Raw genomic sequence first — 25,831 nt, forward strand, 5'->3', positions numbered from 1 at the left:
CTTTATTGATGTTTGTTTTTTAAGTAATTATAAGTTTGAACCTGCGCCCTTACCTTTGTTTTAAGTCTATTTTTATGGTATTTATTGTTGTTCATTTTGGTGATATCGCGAGCTTTTACATTATCCTGAAGTTGGAATTCGATGATGTCACGGATTTCTTGTTTTACCTCTTCATCCAGCACTGGAAAACCAACCTCTACACGGTGTTCGAAATTCCTGCTCATCAGATCCGCAGAAGAAAGGAACATTTCTTCTTTGCCATTATTCCCAAAAATGAAAACCCTGGCATGCTCCAAAAATTTATCAATGATACTGATGACGGTGATATGATCACTGAAACCAGCTATCCCAGGCACCAAGGTACAGATTCCTCTCACAATCATCTTTACCTGAACCCCTGCATTACTCGCCTCATATAATTTCTCTACGATTCCTTCATCCGCAAGACTGTTTACTTTCAGAATCATGTAGGCAGGTTTCCCTGACTTGGCGATCTTAATCTCCCGATCGATCAAGTGATAAAACTTAGTACGGCTTTCCAGTGGGGAAACGATCAGATGCTTAAATCCACTGACCACCGTTTTCTTGTTCAAGCCATCAAACAATTTTACCAGATCCTGTGTAATTTCTTTTTTTGCCGTAAAAATACTATGGTCACAATAGATACCTGCGGTTTTTTCATTGAAATTACCCGTGGCCAGGTTGGCATAATAAACCCCCTTCCCTTTTTCCATTCTTTTCACTAAACAGATTTTCGAATGTACTTTATAATCCGTCAATCCATAATTGACATTAACCCCTTCTTCCTTTAACCTTGTGCTCCAGAAAATATTGGCTTTTTCATCAAACCTTGCTTTTAACTCCACCAAACAGTTTACCTTTTTACCATTTTTAGCGGCATTGATTAAAGCATTGATCACTTTTGAGTTTTCAGCAAGGCGATACAGCGTGATATTAATTTCCGTCACCTTCGGATCAATCGCCGCTTCTCTCAGGAATAAAATGATGTAATCATAAGATTGATAAGGCAAGTTGACCAGATAATCCTTCTCTGCCAGCTTATTGAAAATACTTTCCGTACGGTGTAATCCAGCAACTTTCAAAGGAACATTTGGCGGATATTCCAGCTCTTTTCCTCCCACATTCGGGAAGGCAATAAAATCACCAAAACGATGGTACCTGTTTCCAGGAATCAAGCTCTCTGCTTCAATTTTCATCTTATTCAGCAATACGGTCAGCATCTCAAAAGGCATTTCTGTATCGTATAAAAGACGCATAGGTTTGCCTCTTTTTCGCTTATCCAAACTACTCTTTAATTCTTCAATAAATTTATCACTAACCCTTTTATCAATATCTAATTCTGCATCTCTAGTCAACTGTATAGAAAAGGCGTCAATTACATCATAATTAAACACATAAAAAATATCATCCAGACAATATTTAATAATATCCTCAGCCAGAATGATAAATTTTAATCCATTGGTTTCTGGTAACACCAGGAATCGGGGAAGATTAGTGGGCAATTCTATGAGTGCATATCTTGCACTTGTTTTGGAAGAAGCCTTTGAAAGGCGCACAAAGAAATAAAGATATCTGTCTTTTAACTCTGGAAATGGTTTATCCAGATCAATCATAATGGGCACCAGGTTGGAAAGGATTTTATCTCTAAAATGGTTCCTTACAAACTCTCCCCTGGCTACATTTAACTGCGTTTCATTGAGGATAAAAATCCTGTTTTGAGCCAGTTCATTGATCAAAGTGGCCTGGAATAGCAGTTCAAATTTCCGCTCCTGCTTCACCACAATATTCTTTATTTCATTTAAGATCTTTTTAGGATTAAAACCCAATAAGGCCTTCGCTTTTTCATTGAGATTTGCCAAACGGCTCATAGTGGCCACCCTTACCCTGTAGAACTCTTCCAGATTGGAAGAAAAAATAGAAAGGAATTTGATCCTTTCTATCAAGGGTACAGTTTCATCTGCCGCTTCCTGCAAAACCCGCTCGTTAAAATATAACCAGCTGATCTCTCTATTTAGGAATGGTGCCTTTTTTCGTGTCATGTATAAATAAAAAAATCCCTGTAAGAAACAGGGATGCTCAAAACTGCAAATTCTATTGTTAAGTCAGTGTTAATTATCACCTCCTCATAGAATTAAAACTTAACCTCCCGTTATTTGCTTTCTACAGCATCATTTACTGGGCTGAAATCTGTTCCCGCTATTTTTTCTTCCGCTGATTCCACAGGTGTATTTCCAGATTCAGGTGTTTTTGCCGGAGTTTTAGCTGCTGTAGGAGCCGCTGCTTTTTTAGCAGGTCTGCCTACACTCGCTTTAGCTGCAGGAACTTTTGCAGCCGGAGCTTTCGCTGCAGCAGGTTTTGGTGTGGCTGTTTTACTGGCAACAGGCTTTACTGCTGCAGTTTTAGGAGCAGCAGGAGTTTTAGCGGTAGCAGTTTTAGCTGGAGCTTTCGCTGTACCAGTAACTTCTTTCTTTACCACAGCCGCCTTTTCAGCTGCTGTTTTGGCAATAGACTTTGCTTTAACTGCTGCTTTTTTCAATGGCTTAGCCAAGGCAACAGCAGCTTTTTCTTCGGTAGCAATCGCTGGAACTTTTACGCTTTGAACTACAGGTTTAGCTTTTGCTACTGCTTTCTTAACTACTTTCTTGGCTTTCTTTACCTCCTTATTCAGTTCTTTTTTCAAAACTTTAGCCTTTTTCTCTGCTTTCTTTTTCAAAGGTTTATTCGCTTTGGCTGCTTCTTCCAGTTTTTGGTTTACAGCTTCTTTCACTTCAAGGAATTTCGTCGACAATTTTTTTGCGACTACTTTACTCGCTTTTGCAATGTCATCACCAATCTTCTCTGCATCATGTCCCAAATGTTTTACCACTTCGAAAAACTTCTCACTTAGACTTTTCTCCAATTGTTTTTTCGCCGCACTTTTAGCAACTTTCTTTTCTACTCTTGATTTTTTGCCTTTCATATTCTTTTATTTATAAGTTTTTAGATTGATCAGATAAATAGGACACTGCTCAGTTCATATTCCTTGTTTAATGTTTATATTTGTGATGATCACCCATTATGGGTTAAATTTTAATTAAATCTAATATTTTTTTTATTCTAAAGCTATAATCATGCCCACTTTCGATATTGTAAGTAAAGTTGACGCGCAAACATTTGATAACGCGATGAACAATGCCAAAAAAGAAATCCTAAACCGTTATGATTTCAATACTTCTAAGAGCACAATTGATCATGATAAAAAAACCAACCAGATCACCATTGTAACCGAAGATGATATGCGTTTAAAAGCTATTCAGGATGCTATCATCTCTAGAATGGTTAAACAAGGACTGGATTCCAATAGTTTGGACTTTGGAAAAGAAACTTATGCTTCTGGAAATATGATCAGAAAAGAGATTTCTATTAAAGAAGGTATTGACAAAGAAACTGCTAAAAAAATTGTTGCAAAAATAAAGGCCAGTGGATTAAAAGTTCAAGCTTCCATGATGGATGACCAAGTTCGAGTACAGAGTAAGAGCATTGATGACCTACAGGGTGTCATCGCACTTTGTAAAGGCGAAGATTTTGGCCAGCCCTTACAATTCATTAACATGCGCAACTAACCATCTGGTACTGCTATCCAACTGATCACCGCATTTACAATGCAGTGATCAGTTCATTTCGCGCTTCATTTTTTTCAAACCCCTCCACTAAAAACACGAGCCAATGGAAATTATTGATAGTGGATTTGTTTATTCTGATGATCCTCAGAAAATTGATCCGATTGCCATTCATCATTTTTTAAGCACTCAATCTTATTGGGCGCAGAATATCCCGTTGGAAACTGTAAAAAAGTCTATCGCTCACTCCCTGTGTTTTGGTATTTATACCGAAGGAAAACAAGTCGGTTTTGCAAGATGGATTACCGATCGGGCAACCTTTGCGTATATAGCAGATGTGTATGTAGAAGAAATTTACCGCGGACAAGGCCTGGCAAAAAAACTGATGTCCTTAATGCTTTTTCATCCTGATTTACAAGGTCTAAGAAGGTATATGCTGGCTACAATGGATGCCCACAATTTATACGCGCAATTTGGATTTAAACAGATTGACCACCCGGACCGCCTGATGGCGATTGTCATTAAAGATCCCTATCTGGATAACGAATAATATAAAATATTTATATATTGATATCTAGCTATCAATTACACAGTTTTCACGTCCCCTTCGCTGTAATCTCTGATATCAGCGATATATCCATTCAGGATCAGGAAGTCGAACAGTGGCTTTGCATCCGGAGTGACCGGCATATTCGCACTAGTAATTACTGTATTAGTCTTCTTATCCAGAAAAGGATAGGCAAATAAACGTACATTTTTACTAAACATATCACTCACATAACTCAGCAGCTGACTAGAATAGTTCTCTCCAAAATTACTCGAGTTGAACACGAATTTCAAGTTGTTGATGTTCGTAGAAATCCCTACACTTTTTGGCTTGCAGCGGTCCAGGTATTTCGCCAGCTTATTGTGTCTGGCAAAGTTGGATACCATCACAAGATTGCCTGTTTTACACATATCTTCTGCTCGTTTTGCAACAGCTTCCAGATCGAAACTTTCTGGCTCATCATCTCCTGCACTCAATACATTAGATAAAAGTACCTCGATCAATACGCTTAGGTTTTCTTTATGGACACTTTCTGAACGAACAAACTGGTCTACCGCCTTGTTTAACATGCTAAAGTTAGGATTTGATTTCTGCGCATATTTGGTGCGTAAGATCATGATGTCCTTTTTATAAAGCAAGTCTTTCGGCAGGCAAGGGTTTCCTAATGAATCAAAAATCGCTGCATCAGAAAAGTCTTTTACAATCAGATAAAGGTTCAAAAGGATATTGTTGATCTTTCCAAAAGCAGGACCGCTCACAGAAATAAGATCGATCTCTACAGAACCTACAGTCAGGTTATCTGCTAAAGATTCAATCATTGTTTTCGGATCATTGTTGTAATAAAAGGCTGCGTAAACCAAATTTACACCGATAATACCCAATACATTCTGCTGTAGCGCAGCATCAGTATCCAGCAGCCTTACGTGGAAGAATATCTCATTAGGCTCCCCTCCTGGTTCCGATTGAAAACGAATTCCAATCCATCCATGAGGATCATTTGATTTGTTGTAATTTAAAGTCGTTACCGTATCTGCGAACGCAAAGAAAGTACGGTCATCATACTTCTCCCCATTCAATCTTTCATTTAACAGGCCAAATTCATGACCCAGCATTTTCAACAATCTGGATTGACTCACATACCTTCCTGATTCTTCTACACCATAAATGGCATCACTAAAAGTCATGTCATACGCAGACATGGTTTTCGCAACCGTTCCAGAAGCAGCACCCGCAGTAAAAAAGTTACGGGCCACTTCTTGTCCCGCGCCAATTTCTGCAAAGGTTCCGTAAATCTTAGGGTTTAAGTTAATCTTCAAAGCCTTACGCTTGGTATCCAGAATTTCTCTTTCCATGCTGCAAAAATAACACAATAAGACGGAATTCAGGCCATAAAATTGCCTATCTTGAGTCAAAAATTTAAAGATCAAAACAAAGCTTAATTTCCGATGCTAAATGTGACCAACCTCCATATAAAATTCCTGAATAAAGAAGAAAATTCCTGGCACAATGCGGTGAGCGACATTAGTTTCCGTGTAGACAAAGGAAAAGTTTTGGGAATTGTAGGAGAATCGGGCTCAGGAAAATCGGTTACCTCTTTTTCCATTATGAGGCTTCATGATCCGCTGAATACAAAGATTTCCGGAGATATTGAGTTTGATCGAATCGACTTACTTCAGCTTTCTGCTGAGGAAATCCGCAAATATAGAGGCAATAAGATTGCCATGATTTTTCAGGAACCCATGACCTCCCTGAATCCGGTATTTACTTGCGGCTACCAGGTACAAGAAGCAATTATGCTCCACCAAAACAGCTCGAAAGCATTGGCCAGAGCCAAAACTATTGCCTTATTTGAGGAAGTACAAATGCCTCGCCCGGAGCAAATCTTTGAAAGCTATCCGCATCAACTTTCCGGCGGACAAAAGCAAAGGGTGATGATTGCGATGGCACTAAGTTGCAATCCAGAACTTTTAATTGCTGATGAACCTACTACAGCGCTCGATGTGACCGTCCAAAAAACAATCCTTCAACTGCTCATGCGGATAAAAAAAGAAAGGGATATGGCCATGATTTTCATCTCCCATGATTTGGCAGTAATCGCAGAAATTGCCGATCAGATTGCAGTGATGTATAAAGGCGAAATCGTAGAACAAGGAGACACAAAAAACATATTTGAATCTCCAAAACATCCCTATACAAAAGGTTTATTGGCTTGCAGACCAAACCCACTGCATCACTTAAAGAAACTACCAGTGGTGGCTGATTTTTTATCTGGTGATCCAGATCTGGCCGTCGCCCATCTTTTAGAAAGCAACACCTACCAGCCTCAGGAAATCAGCGATAGAAGATCATTTCTATATGGACAAAGGCCAATTTTACAGGTAAAGAATCTATGTACCTGGTTTCCCATCAGGAAAGGTCTGTTTGGAAAAACTACCGACTATGTAAAAGCGGTAAATCAGGTCAGTTTCGAGGTCTTTCCAGGAGAAACACTTGGTCTGGTTGGAGAATCTGGCTGTGGCAAAACAACTTTAGGCAGGAGCATTTTAAGGCTGATCAATCCAACGTCAGGTCAGCTGTTTTTTGAAGGAAAAGAGCTCTGTAAACTCCCTAAATCTGAACTGCGGAAAATAAGACGAGACATACAGATCATCTTCCAGGATCCTTACTCCTCTTTAAACCCAAGACTTACCATTGGGAACGCTTTAATGGAGCCTTTACAGGTGCATGAGTTATTTGGAAATGATACTAAAAGAAAAGCTCATGTCATGGAACTTCTGGAAAGAGTGGACTTAAATCCGGACACCTTTAATAAATATCCTCATGAATTTTCCGGCGGACAAAGGCAACGTATTGTGATCGCCAGAGCATTGGCTTTACAACCAAAATTCATCATCTGCGATGAATCCGTATCGGCCCTTGACGTTTCCGTACAGGCGCAGGTATTGAATTTATTGAAGCAATTACAGCAAGATTTCGGCCTGACCTACATCTTCATTTCGCACGATCTTTCTGTAGTAAAACACCTTTCCGATCGAATCATTGTGATGAACAAAGGAAAAATAGAAGAACTGGGCTTTCCAGAAGACATTTACTTCCATCCCAAATCGGAATACACGAAAAAACTAATTGCAGCAATACCTGGTTTTTCTCCTAAAGATTAATACCAAAAACCGAATCAATTGTTCAAATCCAGGTAGATTTTAATGAATTTCCGGTTCTGCTGAGCCGCTGGCCAACTGGATAATTGCCGTATTCAGCAACCTTCTTACTGCACGTTCTTTTACCTTATCATAATGTTTCAAAAGCACCATCACTTTAAAGACGGCAACATCTTTATTGATGGCAATCGTTTTGATCGACAAACCACCTTCTACTACATTATCAGCATCATTTTCAATCGATTTTTCCAGATATTCTTCCAAAAAATCCGGGGTATAACTGTGTCTCAGTGACAAGTCAAATTCTATACTCAATTTCTTCGTATTTTGCTTCGATTGGTTCACAATCACAGAACCAAAAGCCACTGAATTAGGAATAATCACCATATCACTGTCTTCATTCTGAAGAATCATATTGATCAGTGTAATGTCTAGAATTTTCCCTTCATACTCGCCCAACTTGATATGATCGCCTAAAGACAATCGATCTGAAAACATAATGATCAATCCATTGATCATATTGGTGATATAATCTTTAAACGTTACTGCTAATGCAGCCGCCACAATGGAAACACTAAACACCAGATCTAAAGGATTTACACTGAATAAAGTGGTTAAGGCCAGGGCCATAAATACCGTATTTAAGATCGATACCACCCTGTTGATTCCAAGGATAAAATTATCTTTAACCGTCTTTTTTAACCGATGTTTCTTGATGTACCAAAAAATTACGACCTGTCTGAGGACAGAAACCAGCAAACTTGGTCCTAAAAACAAGATACATGCTTTGTTTAATTTACCAAGAAAAGGAGAATTTTCATACAATTGCGGAACCTCGATGGCAAAATAAATCAGCACCATGCAAATCACTGCCTTAATCAGAATCACGATCAGCTCTTTGCCTGTTTCCCGCTCTTTATCGTCTATAGTTATCAAAACCTATTTTCTTTAATAAAACCTTATTTAGTCAAAGATACAAAAATCAGCCATCCATTATCACAGATTTAAGCCCATTTACAGCGTCGTATTGCCTGATTAAAGACATTTAACTGGGCATTTAACAGCTTTTCCACTTCAAATTGTTACCTTCGAATGATTCATATCTATACTATGGCAAAAAATAAATCATCTCACTTAGAACTCGTTTTAATACAATTAATCAGCGATGTTCTGGAGAAAAGCAATAAAGAGGCCCTGAATTACAAACAGGTGTCCGCAAAATTAAACATTACAGATTCCGATGCTAAGGAAACTATCCTCGATATATTGAAACAACAGGCTAAAAAAGGCATTTTCGCTGAACCTGAACGTGGCAAGTTCAGATTGAAAGACCTAAAAACGTTTATCATAGGAAAAGTCGACATGACTGCCGATGGTGCTGCGTTCATTGTCCCTGATGATGAGTTTGAAAAAGATGTATTCGTTTCTTCCCGTAAGCTTCACAATGCCCTTCATGGTGATAAAGTAAAAGTTTATATCTACGCCAAGAAAAGTGGCCGTAAGAACGAGGGAGAAGTAGTCGAGATCATTCAACGTGCAAAAACTGACTTCATTGGTGTCATCAAAATTTCGGACCGTTTCGCCTTTGTAAACGTGGACGACAAGAAAATGCTGCATGACATTTTTGTCCCATTGAGCGACCTTAACGGTGCGAAAAATGGGCAGAAAGTACAAGTTAGCATTACGGACTGGCCGGAAGGCGTGAAAAATCCAATTGGAAAAATAACGACTATCCTCGGAGAACAAGGAGAGAACAATACAGAAATGAATGCGATTCTTGCGCAGTATGGTTTTCCTCTGAGCTTCCCACCGGAAGTAGAAAAAGAGGCAAATGCCATCCCTGAGCAGGTTTCTGAAGCCGAAATTGAAGGTCGGAGAGATTTCAGAGATACCGTAACTTTCACGATTGACCCTGCTGATGCAAAAGATTTTGATGATGCCATTTCTTTCAAAAAGCTGGAGAATGGAAATTATGAAATCGGTGTGCACATTGCTGATGTTTCTCATTATGTAAGACCAAATTCAGCGCTTGATAAAGAAGCGTATGGCAGAGCAACCTCTGTTTACCTCGTAGATCGCGTGATTCCAATGCTTCCTGAGCGCCTGAGCAATGGCGTATGTTCTTTACGGCCAAATGAAGATAAGCTATGTTTCGCAGCCGTTTTTGAACTGGATGAAAAAGCAAACATCATTAACCAATGGTTTGGTCGTACGGTGATCCATTCCAACAGACAATTCAGCTATGAAGAAGCGCAGGAAGTGATTGAAACCAAGGAAGGCGATCATGCAGAAGAAATCCTTAAACTAAATGAACTGGCCTATATCCTGAGAGAAAAGAAATTTAAAGAAGGCGCGATCAGTTTTGAAAGTACCGAGGTTAAATTCAAACTCGATGAGCATGGCAAGCCGATTGGCGTGTATGTAAAAGAACGTAAAGATGCACATAAACTGATTGAAGACTATATGTTACTGGCCAATAGAAAAGTAGCAGAATTCATCTCCAAAAAAGGAAAAGGCAAGCAGAAATATACTTTCATTTACCGTTCACATGATTCCCCGAATCTGGAAACCTTAAACACTTTCGCACTTTTTGCGGCGCGTTTCGGTTACAAGATCAATACGAAATCAGATAAAGAGATTGCAAAATCACTGAATTACCTGATGGAAGATGTGGAAGGTAAAAAAGAGCAGAACGTATTGACACAGCTGGCGATTCGTTCTATGGCAAAAGCAGTTTATACCACTAAGAAAACCAGCCATTACGGCCTGGCATTCGACCACTATACCCACTTCACCTCTCCGATCAGACGGTACCCTGATGTGATGGTGCACCGCCTCCTTGCCGCTTATCTGAATGGTGAGAAATCTGCAAATGAAGAAGAATATGAAATTGCCGCTTCACACTCTTCTGCAATGGAAAAACGTGCTGCTGATGCAGAACGTGCTTCGATCAAATACAAACAAGCAGAATACCTGGAAGATAACATTGGAAACACCTACACAGGCCTCATTTCCGGCGTTACCGAATGGGGAATGTACATTGAGCTGATGGCCAATAAGTGCGAGGGTATGATTCGTCTGAGAGACCTGACGGACGATTTCTATGTACTTGACGAGAAGAACTATTGTATTGTTGGACAGCGTAAAAAGAAAACTTATCAGCTGGGCGATGAAGTACAGGTAAAAGTGAAAAAAGTAGACCTCTCGAAAAGACAAATAGATTTTTCTTTAATCCAATAATATTAAAACAGATACTTCGGTAAATTCCTTTGCAAAAACATGTATACTCCTACCCAATTACAAGAAATTATAGAAAATGCTATTTATAAGATCGAATACCCAGCACACCCTGCAAAACTTTATGAGCCGATCCGCTATATCATGAGCCTTGGTGGCAAAAGGATCAGACCAGCCTTAGTTTTAATGGCTGCTGATTTATTTGACACCGACATTGAGCAGGCGATCCCTGCGGCATTGGCCATCGAGACCTTTCATAATTTCACCTTAATTCATGATGACATTATGGACAATGCGCCATTGCGCAGAGGTCAGCAAAGTGTTCATGAAAAATGGGGCGTTAACAATGCCATCCTTAGCGGTGATGTCATGATGGTAGAGTCCAACAAACACCTCTCTATGTTAGCCAGCAATGTGCTGAAAAACGCTTTGGATACCTTTAACACCACTGCGCAAGGTGTTTGTGAAGGTCAGCAGCTCGACATGGAGTTTGAAGAACGTGAAGTCGTAGGCATCGCCGAATACATCAATATGATTCGTTTAAAAACAGCCGTTTTATTAGGCGGCGCGATGAAACTTGGTGCTCAGGTGGCAGGCGCAAGCGTAGAAGATGCGGAACAGCTCTATGAGTTTGGAGAAAACATAGGAATTGCCTTCCAATTACAGGACGACATTCTGGATGTTTATGGTGATCCGGAGAAATTTGGAAAACAGGTTGGCGGAGACATTATTGCCAATAAGAAGACCATGCTCCTGCTGAAACTAAAAGAACTGGCTGAACCTGCAGACCTGCTGGAGATGGAGCAGCAAAGCAGCAACATTGATTTCGATGATAAAATTGCCAACATGACCATTTTATATAATAAATACGACATCAGAGGTCTGGCGATTCTGGAAATGAGAAACTATTCCGATAAAGCCTTTCAGGCCCTAAGCGCATTAGCGGTCCCTGAAGAGCGAAAAAAAGAATTGAGACTATTAGCTAATCAGTTGATGAATAGAGAGCACTAAGGCGCTTAAAATCAATGCAAAACAAAGAAAGCAGCTGTAAGGGGAATGACTAATCTTCTAATAGCTGCTTTACTTTTTCTGCGGTCAGCGGTTTTACATAGAAATCCTTAACACACATAAAAGATTTGGCTCTCAATCGCTCTCTTGGATCTATAGACGAAGAAACAATAATGACATCCACAAAGATTTGATGTTCTTCCATCATCTGCAGAAAATTCCATCCATCAATTTCCGGCATGTGCAGGTCCAGCAGGATCAAATCAGGTTTGTGCTCTTTAATGTATCCTAAAGCGATTTCCGGATCGTTGAATAAGGCTATTTTTTTCTCATAGCATTGTTTCCGGATCAGCATTTGGTGCAGCCTGTTGGTGATCACGTCATCATCTACAAGTACAATATGGTTAGTATCGGTCTTTTCTGTCAGGTCTGCAAAAAGGTCTTCATCCTCCTGTTTGTGCATCATGGAATTGAGCATCTTAATGATTCCATCCAGTTTTACGGCCTGCAGGTTAATGTCATTCAGCAGCTGATTGATTTTAGTAATTTCAAAGCTCTCCAGCTGCTGGTAATTGGTCAGTGTAGAAAGGCTCAGAATATTGGTGATGGGTGCCCTCAATTCATGCGAAGTCAGGTGAGAATACTCGCCCAGCATTTTTAAAGAGCCAGAACGATCGTTATCATTCACCAGTGTACACAATACCTGATCAGCGATCCCGGCTTTAAACATAGGGGTAAAAATGATCTGAAGAAACAAATCATTGATATTTTCAATTCCAAATCGCTGTACAATGCTGAAACTTTGTCCGCCAAAACACCTAATCAGCAAACTTTGAAAATTCTTCCTGTATTTCTGTGTAATGATTTCCACAGCTGAGTCCCCAATTGAGGGAGATTTTAACAGAAAGCCTTCCAGATAATCCTGTGACTCCATTTTAAAAGATACCAGCTGGTAATTTTTATCAATGGTAAAAAACGAGCAGTCTGAAGCTTCGCAAATCCTTCTAATTGGCATATTTTAGGTCTTTTAACGCACTTAATGAGTATAAACAGCCTATAAATACTTTCCTCGTGGTTTTCATTTATTAGCCTTAGCATTCACACAATTGAATTCTGTTTCGGTTAAACTGGTACTAAAACAGATTATGGAGTCATAATTGTCTTATTTATTAAACAATTAACTCATTTGTAATCAACGCAAATCAACGAAATATATATTAGTTATGCAAGAAATTCTATCAAAGAAGGATATTGGGGACAGGATTAAAGACTTGAGGGCTAGAAATGGTCATTCCCAGTCATTAATTGCGGAAGTTCTTAATTTATCAAGAAGTAATTATTCTCAAATAGAACTTGGAAATCAATATCCCACCTTTCATACGCTCCAGAAACTGGCCAGGTATTATGGCAAAACCTACCATTGGCTGATTCACGGCGAAGAGGAAGAACATTGCGCAGCAGGCTTCGCTACTGCCAACCAGATCATTCAGGAGCTGGAGCAGACCTTAAAGCAGTTCAGCAGTACAGTAGATAAGCTGTCAAGGGAATTGGAAGTCCTGAAAGAGAAAGTCCACTAAAATAATTAAGCAAGCAAAAAAGGGCCATAACATTACGTCATGGCCCTTTTAAATATTGTTCTACTATTCTGCTTTAGCAGCTTTCTTAGCAGGTGCTTTTTTAGCTGGAGCAGCTTCTTCCGTTGCAGGAGCAGCTACTTTTTCAGCTTTAGCAACTGGTGCTACAACTTCTTCTTCAGTAATTACTACTGGAAAAGGCAGGATAGAAACATAAGATTTGTTATCTTGTTTCTTTTTGAAAATTACAGTACCGTCAACTAAAGCGAATAAAGTATGGTCTTTTCCGATACCTACTCCTTTATCTGGATGGTGTTTTGTACCGCGTTGGCGTACGATGATGTTTCCAGAGATTGCTACCTGTCCACCAAAGATTTTGATACCAAGGCGTTTACTATGCGATTCACGTCCGTTTCTCGAACTACCGGCTCCTTTTTTGTGTGCCATGATTTATATTTTATGAACTACCTGATGATCTGGTAATTCGTTTTGTTTAACAATTAATTATAAACTGATACCAGAGATCTGGATTTTAGTGAAGTACTGGCGGTGACCATTTTTCTTTTTGTAACCTTTTCTACGTTTCTTTTTGAAAACGATTACTTTATCACCTTTTAAATGAGACACGATCTTAGCTGAAACAGTAGCACCTTTCAAAGTAGGAGCACCTACTTGAATTTTACCATCTTCTTCAACCAACAATACATTGTCAAATTCAATACTAGCGCCTTCATCTCCTTGCAAACGGTGTACAAAAAGGTGCTGGTCTTTTGCAACTTTGAATTGCTGTCCTGCTATATTTACTATTGCGTACATTGTTAAATAATTATTATTTTAAACTGTTTATTTTTTTTATCGAGGTGCAAATATAGAATTAATTATTTTAAATCCATAACAGATTTACTTTTTCTTTCCATACCTTTCCTCTGCGTCATTGATACTCTGTGACACAAGGGTTTTCATTTGCTCTGCCAGCCCTTTTAATTTAGGAATTTCATTGTAATCCGTCAGGTAAATCACCTTTTTAGATTTTTTCTTGTAATTGAAAGTGATCTCATAGCGCAATGCCTGATTCGCATCCAGGTTGGTTCCCTGGTTGGCAATTACATCAGGAAAGTTCCAAAAACCAATCTCCGCAGCTTTGCTGTGTAAATAAAGCATGTCATTGTGACGAAGCTTTACGTTGGTTTTGATCACTGAGTCTCTCCCATCCACATACTGATAATCCCCTGTTTCGGAATTATAAGTATTCTCCAGATTATTGCCTACGCCCCATTTGTATTCAATAGATTTGAATTCAGTAGATTTAAAAGGCGCATTACGAAACATTGGCGTGTAATAGATGACACAATAGGCCAGGAAAGGGACGACAATGGTGAATAATAGGAAGATTTTCTTCGCGTTTGTACTCATGTTATATATGGTAATTATTGGTGTGTTTATAAATTAGTCGAGGGGCTCAGTGAGTTCACCTTCCCATTTGCTGACTACCGCTGTGGCGATGCTATTTCCAACTACGTTAGTTGCAGATCTACCCATATCCAATAATGGATCGATACCGATCAATAAAGCCAGTCCTGCTTCCGGAATGTTAAAGGTGGCAATTGTTCCTGCAATCACCACTAAAGATGCTCTAGGCACACCCGCTATCCCTTTACTGGTCAGCATCAGAATCAATAGCATCGTAATCTGCTGCTCAAATGACAAATGAATGCCATAAGATTGTGCAATAAATAAGGAAGCAAAGGTCATATACAGCATTGATCCATCCAAGTTAAAGGAATAACCCAGCGGCAATACAAAACTTACAATTTTATCTTTACAGCCAAAACGCTCGAGCTGAAGCATGGTTTTAGGGTATGCCGCTTCACTGCTGGCGGTACTAAAAGCAAGCAGTACTGGTTCTTTCATTCTGTTCATCAGGTTAAACACCCTACCTTTAAGAATGGTCCAGCCGATCAAAATCAAGACCACCCAAAGCAGGAACATACTGCCATAGAATTCTCCGATGAATATAGCGTAGGTAGACAATACACTTAAACCTTGCTTGGCCACAATCGCAGCCATGGCACCAAATACAGCGAAGGGTGCAAAATTCATCACATAACCTGTTACTTTAAGGATCACGTGTGCGACCGCATCAAAGAATTTAATGATGATCTGACCTTTCTCTCCTATTGCAGCTGTTGCTACCCCAAAGAACAGGGAGAACACCACAATTTGCAGGATTTCATTGGTTGCCATCGCCTCTGTCATACTTTTAGGGACGATGTGGGAGATGAAATCTTTCATGGAAAGTGCCACTTTATGAATCCCAGTGTCCGCATTTGCCGGCGGTAATGGTAAATTCATCGCTAATCCTGGTTCGAAAATATTGACCATGATCATTCCGAGAATCAGTGATAACAAGGACGCGCTCATGAACCATAACATAGTTTTACCACCAATACGTCCTACAGCTTTAATGTCACCCACTTTTGCTACACCTACCACCAGGGTGGAGAAAACAAGGGGGGCAACGATCATTTTGATCAGTCTCAAAAAAATATCACTTAGTAAAGTCAGTGGCTCTAATGCCTTCTCTCTCACTTTTTCAGCTTCTGCTCTTGCCTTTGTAGCGACTACCTTTTGCGTTTTCAGTTCTGCGTATTGCTGTACAGTTGTGTCTTTTACGCTGAGCAATTTCACTTCAACATTTTTGAGCTGAGTTTCTGATTTGGCAATGTTTTCATTGTAATCTTTAAATGAAGAGACATTTAAATAATATCCTAATCCAACGCCTAATACCAAGGCCAGAAAAATGAAAAATGTTAACTTATTATTTTTTGACATACTAACTTTTAAAGTATTTATACAGTTTGTAAAACTACAACAATTACTTTATTCTCTAAATATTATTACCAAAGCAACTAACTTTATACAATCAACTTGTAACAAAAAGCTATATTTTTATCTAACCCAATAATAAAAAGACGCATATTGAAAGAGAAAGACCTGTTATTTAAGCAAATCTTCGACACCAATTCCAAGAAAATATTCCATCTTTGTTACGGTTATACGGGCGATCAAGACGCTGCAAATGACCTGCTTCAGGAGACTTTTCTTAAGGTTTGGCAGAACCTGGACAAGTTCCGGAATAAGTCGCTGATCTCCACCTGGATTTATAGAATTGCAGTAAACACTTGCCTTACCTATTTGAGGTCAGAAAAGCGTCAGGCAAAAGACGAACTCACAGAAAACATCATTGAAACCCGTCCGGAAGAGCTCTCTGAAAAGAATGAGCAGGTCGCATTACTTTATAAATCGATCTCTCAACTGGAAGAAAACGACCGTTTAATCATTACGATGGTACTGGATGAATTGCCATATCATGAGATTGCGGATATTTCAGGAATCAGCGAGGGGAACCTGAGGGTAAAAATCCACCGCATAAAATTAAAACTTACAGAATTATACAATCAGCATGCAAGAATTTGATCAGATACAATCGCTTTGGCAATCCCATACTGTAGCAGTTAAACTATCTTCAGATGAGATGCTGGCACAGGCAAAAAAAGAAGTGAATACTATACGCAGAAAATCGATCTTAAACATCGCAGGTATGGGCATCTCTTTTCTTGCTGTGGCAAGTTTATGGGTTTTCTTTGATTTTCAATCCTGGACTACCGATGCCGGAATCGCAGTAGTGCTTCTGGCTATTGCCGCGTCTATATTTATGTTATATAAAGGTCACCTGTTAATTTCTAAAAATGATTTCACTACCCACCCAAATGAGTTTCTGAACCGATTGAAACAATATCAGCTCAGCAGATTCAACCTGTACCATCAGATGTACTGGATTTATACTGCTGCATTAAGTATTGGTTCGGCACTTTACCTCATTGAAATCGTGACTTATATGCCGCTCTGGGCACAGGTACTCATCGTTCTTTTCACGACCCTTTGGATGGTATTTTGTTCCACACTTGTGAGAAAAGCAGTTATTAAAAAAGACAAAGAAAGAATTTCTTTACTAATTGAGAAATTCGAACGTTTAGGAAGCCAATTTGAGGAAAGGTCCTAACCGGTTTCAATTTAACTAAACAAAATAACAAAGGGAGCGATGAAGATGGCTCCTTTTTTCTTGAAATTTAGCCTAGCATCAGGGTTTCATTTACCCGTCATTTGAGTCGGATTTATGGTCATTTCTCAGAGGGCTATCAGTAGGCGCCAGCAGGGGTCTGGCAGGGCCCAGCCACCTACCAAAGTCTAGCTAAGTAACTGTTACCTCCCGGCATCAACCGAGGACTACTGCCAGACCAGGTAAAGGGTATATAAAAAAAGTCAGCTCCATTACGAAGTTGACTTTTCCTTTTATTAACTAACCCAAATTTAAATCATCCGAAATTATCTTTGGATTTCCTGCTCCAAATATAGGTAGGAATCAAAATTCCTAATAAGCGAAAATCACCAAGTTAAATATTTTCATTAAACCTATTCACCTGTGTAATTTCCCAAAGACCTTCATCGCCACGTTCGATGGTAATATAACTGCGCTGTACAAACAGCGGAAATTTAAGGTCTACACGCACTATAGTCAGCGTACTGCTGCTGGATACAATTTCATAGTCGGATTCGCAGTTCAGATCTGTTTTACCGGTTTTTTTATAAAATGAAACCAATTGCTGTTTAGAATACTTTCCTATCTTTTTCCCCTGGCATACACCTACTTTTGCATTATCGCTCAATACTAAATGAAGCAGTTTGGCATCCATGTGCGTGCTTGCATCAATGAATGCATTTACAACCGTTAGGGGTTTACTATTAACTGTTTTTTTGAGCAGTTGATCATCATTATTTATCGGGCGACTGAAGCCGGATGTGCTGCCGATACAAAGCATCAGAAAACAGGCAAATAAAATATTTTTCATGAGCAGTTTTTTTTACTAAAAATACCACAATACACTGATTACCAATGTGCTAAAAACACTTATAATAAAATATCGATAGAAAAACTAGCGGTATTGACCGGGAGTAATGTGGAAAGAATTTCTAAAAAGCCTGATGAAGGAACTCGGGCATTCAAAACCTACGATATCTACAATTTCATTGACTGGATAATCGGTATTTCTTAGAAAATATTTGGCCTGACGGAGCCTGATGCTGGTCAGAAATTGATGCGGTGACTGATGATAGGCTTGTTTAAAAGTCCTCAGAAAATGGTTCACTGAAAGACAGGCAATCCTGGCAATTTCTTCTAAACAAATGTTCTTATTATAGTTGCTGATGATGTAATCCCTGGCGATGCTCAGCCTTCTCAGAATTTCTGATTTGGTAGTATGACTGAGAAATTTCAGAGCAGCTGCTCTGTTCAGTACTTCCGCATCATAGAGGGCATAATAGTTCAACAGGCAATGCTCTAGATAAGTGTTCAACAATAAATTATCCGTATTTCCTTCTTCAACCTGCTTTTTCAGGTTCAGGAGGTTAAATTTCATATCTCCCTGCAGCGGGTAAATGGCTTCGACAAAAACTGGTGCTATTCTTTGTTCAGCTTTAGGCTCATCCAATAACAGTTCATCTTTTGCCGTTCTGGAATACTCAAAATCAATCACAAAATCAGGATCGAAAAGCACAGACATCGCATCGACTTTCACAGAAGAATCAATTTTCCTCGAGTAGGAAGTATCCTGATTTAAAAAGATAAAATTTCCTGAGTAAAGATTCAATTCCCGATTGGCAATCGTATAGGCTGCAGCACCATTAAAGATCATCTGAATGGCGTACTTCCCTGTGGTCAGGGGAGAATTTGCCTCGTACGCAGACTCCATAATGACTTCATTTTTATCGACCAATGTTTTCTGAAACCTCATTTTTTTTAATTAAGCATCTGTATAATCTCTTTCCTCCAATAGCAAAATATGATTCCCTGAAGGGTCAAAAAACTCACATGACAGTCCTTTTGTCCGATAGATTGGAACAGAGAACATCTCTATACCCTTTCTTTTGAGCTTACAAAAATCCCGCAGGCAATCATCTGTATAAATCACTGTGGGTTCAGTTTCGGGTTCAAAATGTTTCAGCAGCATTAGACGATGGCCATTAAACATTTTCAACACCGGACAGTTTATCCCGGCAACCAACAAATCCTCTTCCTTTTTCAAATCCAGGTTCTCCATAAAAAAAGCTGCTGCTAATGAAACATCTCTGACAAAAATGACCTGGTAATTTAACTCATCAGTCATCATAGGAAGTAACGGGTTAGTTTTTTAATAATTTATTCAACAAATTTAAGCTTCACAAATCACCATCTGTTCCTCCCTGAGGGGGTATATTTCCCCTATTGCAAAAAATCACCCTTTAGGGGGTATTTTTTAATTCTATCAGTATAAATATATTTACACTGGTTTAAACCATGAATTCCCACCAAAGTGTATTACAAAACGATTTTTTCCATTGGGTTGTCCCTCCTGCTATGCAGTATGTACAGCTTCGCGCAGCGATATAATTTCCGACAGTATGATATTGAAGACGGCCTGACGCAATCACAGGTAACTGCTGTTACTCAGGATAGCAAACGCCGTTTATGGATCAGTACCCTCGGTGGTTTAAGCTGTTTTAATGGTAAACAGTTTTCCAGTTACACTAAAGCCAACGGCCTGAGTAACAATTTCGCCCTGGCCCTTAGTTTGGGGAAGAACGATGAAATATGGCTGGGAACTGCCCGGGGCATTTCTAAATTCAACGGCAATCGATTCGATAATTATGCGCAAACCAAAGAATGGGTGAGCAAACTCGTGACCAGTGCCAATGGAACAGTGTATGGACTCTCCTCTTCCCGACTTTTCAAAATCAACGAAAAGCAACACATTTTTTTGAATGTTAGCCATCATCCTCAGGAAAATGTGACTGCTTTAAAAGTAGACGATAAAGGAAAAATTGCCGTAGCAATTTTAGAAAAAGGTATTTTTTACCTGGAAAAAGACCGATGGGTGCCGCACCCGCAAAATGAGCTTTTAAAAGGCCTGATGATCTCTGATTTTTTCACAGATCATCAGCAGCACGATAAATTCTGGCTGCTGGCAGCCGATGGATTATATGGTTTGGATGCCAAGCGCATCCGTCAGTATGTATCTGGCAAATTTACAGCCATAGAACAGGATGCCAAGAACAATATATGGATCGGTTACAGTACAGGAGCCTATTACCTGACCAGCAACAGCTTAATTCACTTCAACGGAAAAAATGGGTTTACCAACAATATGGTCAATGCCATCTTTAAAGATGCAGAAAACAACATTTGGCTAGCGACGGATGGGACTGGCCTTTTCAGATATGTGGACAGGGACTATGTGATTTTCGATGAATCTCAGGGGCTCAATAGCAAAATCGTAATGAGTCTGGCGAATGGACCTGCTGCCGACGAAATATGGATTGGCACTTATGGTGGCTTATTTCAATATAAATCAGGAAAAATTAAGGAAATTCCTATCCCCTCCAAGCTGGAGGATACTAAGAACATCAATTTTCTATATAACGACCGTCAAAAAAACATCTGGATAGGAACAGTTTATGGCGGCCTTTGGTGTCATGATGGCAAGAAAATCATTCAGATGGCACTAGACGGTCATTCTATTGCTTATAATGCCATTTTAGAAGATAGCAAAGGTAAGATTTGGCTGTCCACCAATGCGGGTTGCTATTTGCTGAATAAAAAAACAAAACAATTGGAATGGGTGAGTAAGCAATTTGGTAGCACTCTTTTAGAAACTCCGGAGGGAGAAATTCTTGTAGGTACCCAGGATGGGGTTTACCCCATCAACATTCCAGGACAGACCAAACCTTTAAACCTGCCGCAGCTCAACAGTTCTTCCATCCTTTGTATGGAAAAATTAGGAAAAAACACCTTACTCTTCGGAACTTCCGATAACGGGATCCTAAGCTGGGATCGTAAAACCGGAAAAACCAGGATTATAAATACCCAAAATGGCCTGGCATCTGATCATATTTACAGCTTACTACTGGATCAGCAAGGCATTTTATGGGTAGGTACCGGTAAAGGCATTAATAAAATTAACATCAGGGACTTTAGTATAATCCGCAATAACAACGAACCTAATTTACTGGCAGAATGTAATCAAAATGCTATTCTTCAACGAGATAACGACATTTGGGTAGGTACCACAAAAGGCGCAGTAGTATACAACCGGAACCACGAGTTAAAACCTTCGGTCCCTCCTTTTATCTATATCAATTCGGTTACCTCATTTGCACAGAATAAAGGAAGACAAAATAAACTGCAAACGGTTTTCAAAGGGAATGAGCTGAGTAACATGGCCACACTTCCCTACCAGCAGAATAACCTGAACATTAATTTTACCGGTATCTTTTTAGCCAGTCCCGATGGATTAGTGTATCAGTACCGCTTGGTTGGCCTGGATAATAAGTACAGCGAAAGTATCAGCACTACTTCCATGAATTTCTCTTCGATTCCTCCGGGAAGGTATACTTTTCAGGTAAAGGCCATTACAAAAGCAGGGGTTGCTTCTTTAAATACGGCATCCTTTTCTTTTGAGATTACCCCTCCATATTATCAGACGGGTGTATTCCGACTGTTTATCTTTGTACTCATTGTATTCTTGATGTTACTCATGGTATACATTATTCTGAACTTAAACGAGCGTAAGCGAAAACTAAGGTTAACCATCAAGCTGGAAGAGCAATTTAAGGTTAGAAAACAGACGGCTGAAGATTTTCATGACGATCTCGGTAACAAATTGACCCGAATCTCCGTCTTATCAGAGGTATTGAGCAGTATGATCGATGAACATGATACGGAAAAGAGAGGTATCATCTCAAAAATCAACGACAATGTCAATGAATTATATAGGGGTACTAAAGACATATTGTGGTCACTAAATCCTAAAAATGATAAGTTAACCGAACTGTTGGGGCATATCCAGGAATTTGGAAAGGAAATGTTCAACAACACTAATATAGCGTTCCATTCTCATATTGACCTGGGAGGATACGATGGTAAATTATCATTAGATGTGAGCAGAAATCTGCTCATGATCTTTAAGGAGGCGATTCACAATGCGCTGAAACACGCAAAACCGGGGATGGTTGTGTTTTCAGCAACAGTAGATGGGGAAACTTTGAAAATCGTAGTAAAAGACGACGGACAAGGGCTTGATCCCATAGGATCCATGGATGGTCATGGGATAAACAATATGAATGTGAGAGCAAAAAGAATCAATGCAAAATTAAATATCAATTCAGACTCAACTGGTACAGAGATTAAATTAACGGTTAGTCTTTCCACTCTAATGCGTCTAAAAAATGTATAGTCAGCCGGAATCAAGAGTTGTGATCATTGAAGATGATCAGACCATTAGAGAAGGGTATGCCTACTTAATTAACCACACTTCTCCTTATCAGGTGGTGGCTACTTATCCTTCTTTCGATGCGGCAAAACATAAAATCAGTAAAGATCAGCCAGATGTGATCATTCTGGATATTCAGCTTCCGGGCACCAATGGCATCGATGCCCTTCCACAATTGAAGAGGCTGCTGCCACAGGTATATATCATTATGCTCACCGTTTATGAAACTGAAAAGACGATCCTTGATGCACTGGCAAATGGGGCATCCGGCTATTTCACCAAAAACACGCCTACAGCTAAGTTAATTGAAGCCATTAAAGATGTTTTGAATGGTGGTGGCCCGATGAGCCCTGATGTGGCTAAAACGGTGATCCTTTCTCTTCAAAAGAACCAGGACAGTCCGCTTACTAAAAGAGAGACGCAAATACTGGAGCTGATGACCACCGGTAAAGATCGAGGACAAATTGCCAAAGAACTTTTTATAGAGGTAGAAACTGTAAAGACACATACCAAAAACATCTACACGAAGCTGAATGTAAATACTAAAGCTGAAGCAATTCAGGTGGCAAAAGATAAAAGGCTAGTTTAGTAATTTGCTTAAACACCTAATAAAATGGCCATATCCTTTTTGGAATACGGCCATTTTACTTAATCAAGCAGCTATCTCGCTATTCTTTTATTTCATTGGTTGAAAAGCTGTTTCCATTTAACCGGTATTGCAGCATTTTAACTGTCCCCGCCTTATGGGTAGTATCTTTATCATCTTTTACAGGAAAAGACCGGAAAAGGTCTCCGTTTTTAATGATAAACTTATCTCCACCAGCATAATTTTTCTTCATGGAAGCGCTCAATGGAGGGAAGTTGATTTTCCTGAATTCTCCACCAGCGTACTCATATACATTCAGATCCAGCACATTTTTCTTGCTTAGTAACTCTATGTAAATTTCTGGGTTACCATCATTGTCAAGGTCCATATTCCAGGCATCAGTAATGATTCCTTTACGTTCATTAGAAAAAGATTTATAATTATTTCTTAGCGTATCTGACAAAAGAATCAGGTATCCCCCAATGCTATCCGCGCCTTTTCCCCAGCTGACTACTTCAAAGTTAACCCCTGGTCGGATGGCAATGTCCTTGTAAAAGGGAAACTGACCCTGCGTTTTTTTTGCTTCAGCGGTGTTGGCGGTGATCGATGGAGCAGCTATCTTTTCAGATGTACTGTTCCCGCAAGCGGCCAATAAAAGCAGTCCTGCAAATAACAGGGGCAGCTTTAGGAGATATTTACCTGGTTTCATTTTTATATTTATTTTGCAATGTATTTCGTTTTGCAGCCTATTTCGTTTTTACATCAGCAGCACCATTGTTCAGAATGGTTTCTGTAACGACACTTTGTTTACCCGTTGGAGTGATCACGATTGTTTTCAATACGCGTTTTTCTCCTTTAGGAACGATCACTTTCATTCCCTTAGTATACAAGTTTGCCGCTGTTGAAGGACGGGTAAGGTCTAGGGTATAGTAGATATTAGCTCCTGGCATTGGTTCTTTCAGATCAATACTGATCGTTTCTCCATTGATTACCTTTTCATTTAATCCCAGTGGTGTAGGTACCCAATAGTTAGTTCCTGTTTTATCTAATCTGGCCAAATGGACAGGAAGACGTTCTTCGGAGAAATTTTTCAAGTCTTTACGTTCTGGCTGTGACCAGGCAATTTCCGCAAGAGAGAAAATTCTTGGCAGGATCATGTATTCCACTTTTGCAGGTGTCTGGATGTATTCTGTCCATAAGTTAGCCTGAACACCGATGATATATTTCTGCTGATCTGCTGTCAGTTCTTTTGGCATTGGATCATAGTTGTAAACCTTCGCATAATTAGAAAGGCCGCCAATATTTGTTGGTTCATCCTCAGAAGTAGATTGTTTATGATCGAAATATAAACCACCACCGTTAGGCGTCATGATCACATCATGATTTTGCTGTGCTGCGGCAATACCGCCTTCAGTACCTCTCCAAGACATTACCGTTGCATTTGGAGCTAATCCGCCTTCTAAGATCTCATCCCATCCGATGATCTGACGGCCTTTTGCATTTACATGTTTTTCAATTCTTTGGATGAAATAGCTCTGTAATCCGTGCTCATCTTTCAGGTTCAAGTCTTTAATCATTTTCTGGCAGAAAGCACTTTCTTTCCAGTATTCTTTAGGACATTCATCACCACCGATGTGGATATATTTAGAGGGGAATAAAGCGATGACTTCATCTAATACATTTTCAAGGAACTTGAAAGTGTTGTCGCTAGGCACGAATACGTCATCAAATACACCGAATGTTTGTTGTACTTGTTTTCCTTTTCTGCTGCCCGACCATGGTGTTTTTGCATCTACAAAAGTATCTCTTTCCGGGAAACAGCTCAATTCTGGATAAGCGGCAATTGCTGCTGAAGCATGACCAGGAAGTTCAATTTCAGGAACCACATTGATATACCTAGCCGCAGCATAAGCAATCACGTCTTTCACTTCATTTTGCGTGTAATAACCTTTATATTCTTTATGATCTGTAGCGACACCTGGATGATGACCGATGATGGTTCCATTTCTTTTACCACCAACTTCGGTTAATCTAGGGTATTTTTTGATTTCGATTCTCCATCCTTGATCATCTGTTAAATGCCAGTGGAAATTGTTCATTTTATAGTCAGACATCACGTCGATGTATTTCTTAACCAGTGCGACCGGATACATGTGACGAGATACGTCCAGGTGCATTCCTCTGTATTTGAAACGTGGGTAATCGTTGATTTCTGCTGTAGAGATCAATACCTGGTTGTTTGCTTTTTCAGGCATCAGCTGCATCATAGATTTTAATCCATAAAACAAACCTGCTTCTGAACCAACAATTGTGATGTTCTTGTCTGTAATATTAATTTTATACCCTTCGGCAGGCAATTTATCAGCACCTACAGAAGTGAGGATGATCGCTCTTTCATTCCCTGCTGCTGCTTTAGCTGGTCTTAATGCAAATCCAGCTTTATTGGCTACAAAAGCATTGAATAGGTCTGCCATTCTCGAGTTTTTCGGTTCATTGGAGATTAAAACTACCGTTTTATCCAATTTAAAGTTACCATTGGACTTCTTTACAGATACCGGAGCGGGAATAATCCCCATGTTTTGATCCTGCTGTGCAGAAGCTTCTATTGCAATAAATGCCAACAGAACAATTGTAAATAATTTCTTCATTTGTTTTTCTTGTGTTTTTTAGTTTGGTTAATCGAGCGCAGTTTTAAATTGACTGCACAAGATAAAAAAAACCTTTGATACAAAAAAA

At 39.4% G+C, this 25,831-nt stretch carries 24 protein-coding genes; 10 read left to right on the forward strand and 14 right to left on the reverse strand.

Annotation, left to right across the window (positions count from 1 at the left end):
• Positions 1-2: 2 nt before the first annotated feature.
• Entirely contained in the window at positions 3-2,060 is a 2,058-nt protein-coding gene (gene ppk1 / locus H9X96_RS01455; RefSeq protein ID WP_187664567.1) for a polyphosphate kinase 1, read from the reverse strand.
• A 110-nt stretch (positions 2,061-2,170) separates the two neighbouring features.
• On the reverse strand, positions 2,171-2,980 hold the full coding sequence (locus tag H9X96_RS01460) for a hypothetical protein (RefSeq protein WP_187664568.1): 810 nt from the start codon (positions 2,978-2,980) through the stop codon (positions 2,171-2,173).
• 151 nt (positions 2,981-3,131) lie between these two features.
• Between H9X96_RS01460 and H9X96_RS01465 the strand changes: the two genes are divergently transcribed.
• Positions 3,132-3,623 carry a YajQ family cyclic di-GMP-binding protein gene (locus H9X96_RS01465; RefSeq protein WP_062549667.1) on the forward strand — a complete coding sequence of 164 codons (492 nt, stop codon included), beginning with the start codon at positions 3,132-3,134 and terminating at the stop codon, positions 3,621-3,623.
• A 103-nt stretch (positions 3,624-3,726) separates the two neighbouring features.
• On the forward strand, positions 3,727-4,170 hold the full coding sequence (locus tag H9X96_RS01470; protein WP_187664569.1) for a GNAT family N-acetyltransferase: 444 nt from the start codon (positions 3,727-3,729) through the stop codon (positions 4,168-4,170).
• Between the two features lie 35 nt (positions 4,171-4,205).
• Here the strand turns inward: H9X96_RS01470 and H9X96_RS01475 are convergent, their stop codons facing one another.
• Positions 4,206-5,519: a nicotinamide mononucleotide adenylyltransferase gene (locus H9X96_RS01475; protein ID WP_187664570.1), complete on the reverse strand. Its 1,314-nt coding sequence runs from the start codon at positions 5,517-5,519 to the stop codon at positions 4,206-4,208.
• Positions 5,520-5,612: 93 nt separating this feature from the next.
• Here H9X96_RS01475 and H9X96_RS01480 point away from each other — a divergent pair, with 93 nt between their 5' ends.
• Positions 5,613-7,328: an ABC transporter ATP-binding protein gene (locus H9X96_RS01480; RefSeq protein ID WP_187664571.1), complete on the forward strand. Its 1,716-nt coding sequence runs from the start codon at positions 5,613-5,615 to the stop codon at positions 7,326-7,328.
• Positions 7,329-7,367: 39 nt separating this feature from the next.
• Here the strand turns inward: H9X96_RS01480 and H9X96_RS01485 are convergent, their stop codons facing one another.
• Positions 7,368-8,261: a mechanosensitive ion channel family protein gene (locus tag H9X96_RS01485; protein ID WP_255430947.1), complete on the reverse strand. Its 894-nt coding sequence runs from the start codon at positions 8,259-8,261 to the stop codon at positions 7,368-7,370.
• A gap of 174 nt (positions 8,262-8,435) precedes the next feature.
• Between H9X96_RS01485 and rnr the strand changes: the two genes are divergently transcribed.
• Both rnr and H9X96_RS01495 read left to right on the forward strand, forming a co-directional pair.
• On the forward strand, positions 8,436-10,565 hold the full coding sequence (rnr, locus tag H9X96_RS01490) for a ribonuclease R (RefSeq protein ID WP_187664572.1): 2,130 nt from the start codon (positions 8,436-8,438) through the stop codon (positions 10,563-10,565).
• 39 nt (positions 10,566-10,604) lie between these two features.
• Positions 10,605-11,573: a polyprenyl synthetase family protein gene (locus tag H9X96_RS01495; RefSeq protein ID WP_187664573.1), complete on the forward strand. Its 969-nt coding sequence runs from the start codon at positions 10,605-10,607 to the stop codon at positions 11,571-11,573.
• Positions 11,574-11,622: 49 nt separating this feature from the next.
• On the opposite strand, the gene H9X96_RS01500 is transcribed toward H9X96_RS01495, so the two are convergent.
• A complete protein-coding gene (locus tag H9X96_RS01500; protein WP_187664574.1) occupies positions 11,623-12,585 on the reverse strand; it encodes a response regulator in 963 nt (320 codons plus the stop codon).
• Between the two features lie 208 nt (positions 12,586-12,793).
• Between H9X96_RS01500 and H9X96_RS01505 the strand changes: the two genes are divergently transcribed.
• Positions 12,794-13,147 carry a helix-turn-helix domain-containing protein gene (locus tag H9X96_RS01505; protein ID WP_187664575.1) on the forward strand — a complete coding sequence of 118 codons (354 nt, stop codon included), beginning with the start codon at positions 12,794-12,796 and terminating at the stop codon, positions 13,145-13,147.
• A 63-nt stretch (positions 13,148-13,210) separates the two neighbouring features.
• Here H9X96_RS01505 and rpmA read toward each other — a convergent pair whose 3' ends face one another.
• From rpmA to H9X96_RS01525, 4 genes are all read right to left on the reverse strand, one after another.
• On the reverse strand, positions 13,211-13,591 hold the full coding sequence (rpmA, locus tag H9X96_RS01510; protein WP_187664576.1) for a 50S ribosomal protein L27: 381 nt from the start codon (positions 13,589-13,591) through the stop codon (positions 13,211-13,213).
• Between the two features lie 57 nt (positions 13,592-13,648).
• The gene (gene rplU, locus H9X96_RS01515) at positions 13,649-13,960 is read right to left on the reverse strand and encodes a 50S ribosomal protein L21 (RefSeq protein WP_187664577.1); all 312 of its coding nucleotides are present in this window, start codon (positions 13,958-13,960) and stop codon (positions 13,649-13,651) included.
• An 84-nt stretch (positions 13,961-14,044) separates the two neighbouring features.
• Positions 14,045-14,557, reverse strand: a complete 513-nt coding sequence (locus H9X96_RS01520) for a hypothetical protein (RefSeq protein ID WP_187664578.1) — start codon at positions 14,555-14,557, stop codon at positions 14,045-14,047.
• A 33-nt stretch (positions 14,558-14,590) separates the two neighbouring features.
• Entirely contained in the window at positions 14,591-15,976 is a 1,386-nt protein-coding gene (locus H9X96_RS01525; protein WP_187664579.1) for a dicarboxylate/amino acid:cation symporter, read from the reverse strand.
• A gap of 147 nt (positions 15,977-16,123) precedes the next feature.
• Here H9X96_RS01525 and H9X96_RS01530 point away from each other — a divergent pair, with 147 nt between their 5' ends.
• Positions 16,124-16,621 carry an RNA polymerase sigma factor gene (locus tag H9X96_RS01530; RefSeq protein ID WP_062549678.1) on the forward strand — a complete coding sequence of 166 codons (498 nt, stop codon included), beginning with the start codon at positions 16,124-16,126 and terminating at the stop codon, positions 16,619-16,621.
• Positions 16,608-17,207 (forward strand): hypothetical protein, encoded by a 600-nt coding sequence (locus H9X96_RS01535; RefSeq protein WP_187664580.1) that lies wholly within the window; start codon positions 16,608-16,610, stop codon positions 17,205-17,207. Before H9X96_RS01530 ends, H9X96_RS01535 begins: the two co-directional genes overlap by 14 nt.
• Before the next feature lie 391 nt (positions 17,208-17,598).
• Here the strand turns inward: H9X96_RS01535 and H9X96_RS01540 are convergent, their stop codons facing one another.
• From H9X96_RS01540 to H9X96_RS01550, 3 genes are all read right to left on the reverse strand, one after another.
• Positions 17,599-18,054, reverse strand: coding sequence for a hypothetical protein (locus tag H9X96_RS01540; RefSeq protein ID WP_187664581.1), 456 nt, complete (start codon positions 18,052-18,054; stop codon positions 17,599-17,601).
• Between the two features lie 84 nt (positions 18,055-18,138).
• The gene (locus H9X96_RS01545) at positions 18,139-18,996 is read right to left on the reverse strand and encodes a helix-turn-helix transcriptional regulator (RefSeq protein WP_187664582.1); all 858 of its coding nucleotides are present in this window, start codon (positions 18,994-18,996) and stop codon (positions 18,139-18,141) included.
• Positions 18,997-19,005: 9 nt separating this feature from the next.
• A complete protein-coding gene (locus tag H9X96_RS01550) occupies positions 19,006-19,371 on the reverse strand; it encodes a VOC family protein (RefSeq protein WP_187664583.1) in 366 nt (121 codons plus the stop codon).
• Between the two features lie 234 nt (positions 19,372-19,605).
• Between H9X96_RS01550 and H9X96_RS01555 the strand changes: the two genes are divergently transcribed.
• Together H9X96_RS01555 and H9X96_RS01560 are read left to right on the forward strand one after the other, a co-directional pair.
• On the forward strand, positions 19,606-22,473 hold the full coding sequence (locus H9X96_RS01555) for a two-component regulator propeller domain-containing protein (RefSeq protein WP_187664584.1): 2,868 nt from the start codon (positions 19,606-19,608) through the stop codon (positions 22,471-22,473).
• A complete protein-coding gene (locus tag H9X96_RS01560; RefSeq protein ID WP_187664585.1) occupies positions 22,466-23,098 on the forward strand; it encodes a response regulator transcription factor in 633 nt (210 codons plus the stop codon). Before H9X96_RS01555 ends, H9X96_RS01560 begins: the two co-directional genes overlap by 8 nt.
• A 79-nt stretch (positions 23,099-23,177) precedes the next feature.
• Here H9X96_RS01560 and H9X96_RS01565 read toward each other — a convergent pair whose 3' ends face one another.
• Complete coding sequence (locus H9X96_RS01565) at positions 23,178-23,804, reverse strand: hypothetical protein (protein WP_187664586.1); 627 nt, start codon at positions 23,802-23,804, stop codon at positions 23,178-23,180.
• A gap of 37 nt (positions 23,805-23,841) precedes the next feature.
• Positions 23,842-25,743, reverse strand: a complete 1,902-nt coding sequence (locus H9X96_RS01570) for a beta-N-acetylhexosaminidase (protein WP_187664587.1) — start codon at positions 25,741-25,743, stop codon at positions 23,842-23,844.
• Between the last annotated feature and the right edge of the window lie 88 nt (positions 25,744-25,831).

This window comes from Pedobacter sp. N36a (assembly GCF_014472395.1).
Classification (GTDB): domain Bacteria; phylum Bacteroidota; class Bacteroidia; order Sphingobacteriales; family Sphingobacteriaceae; genus Pedobacter.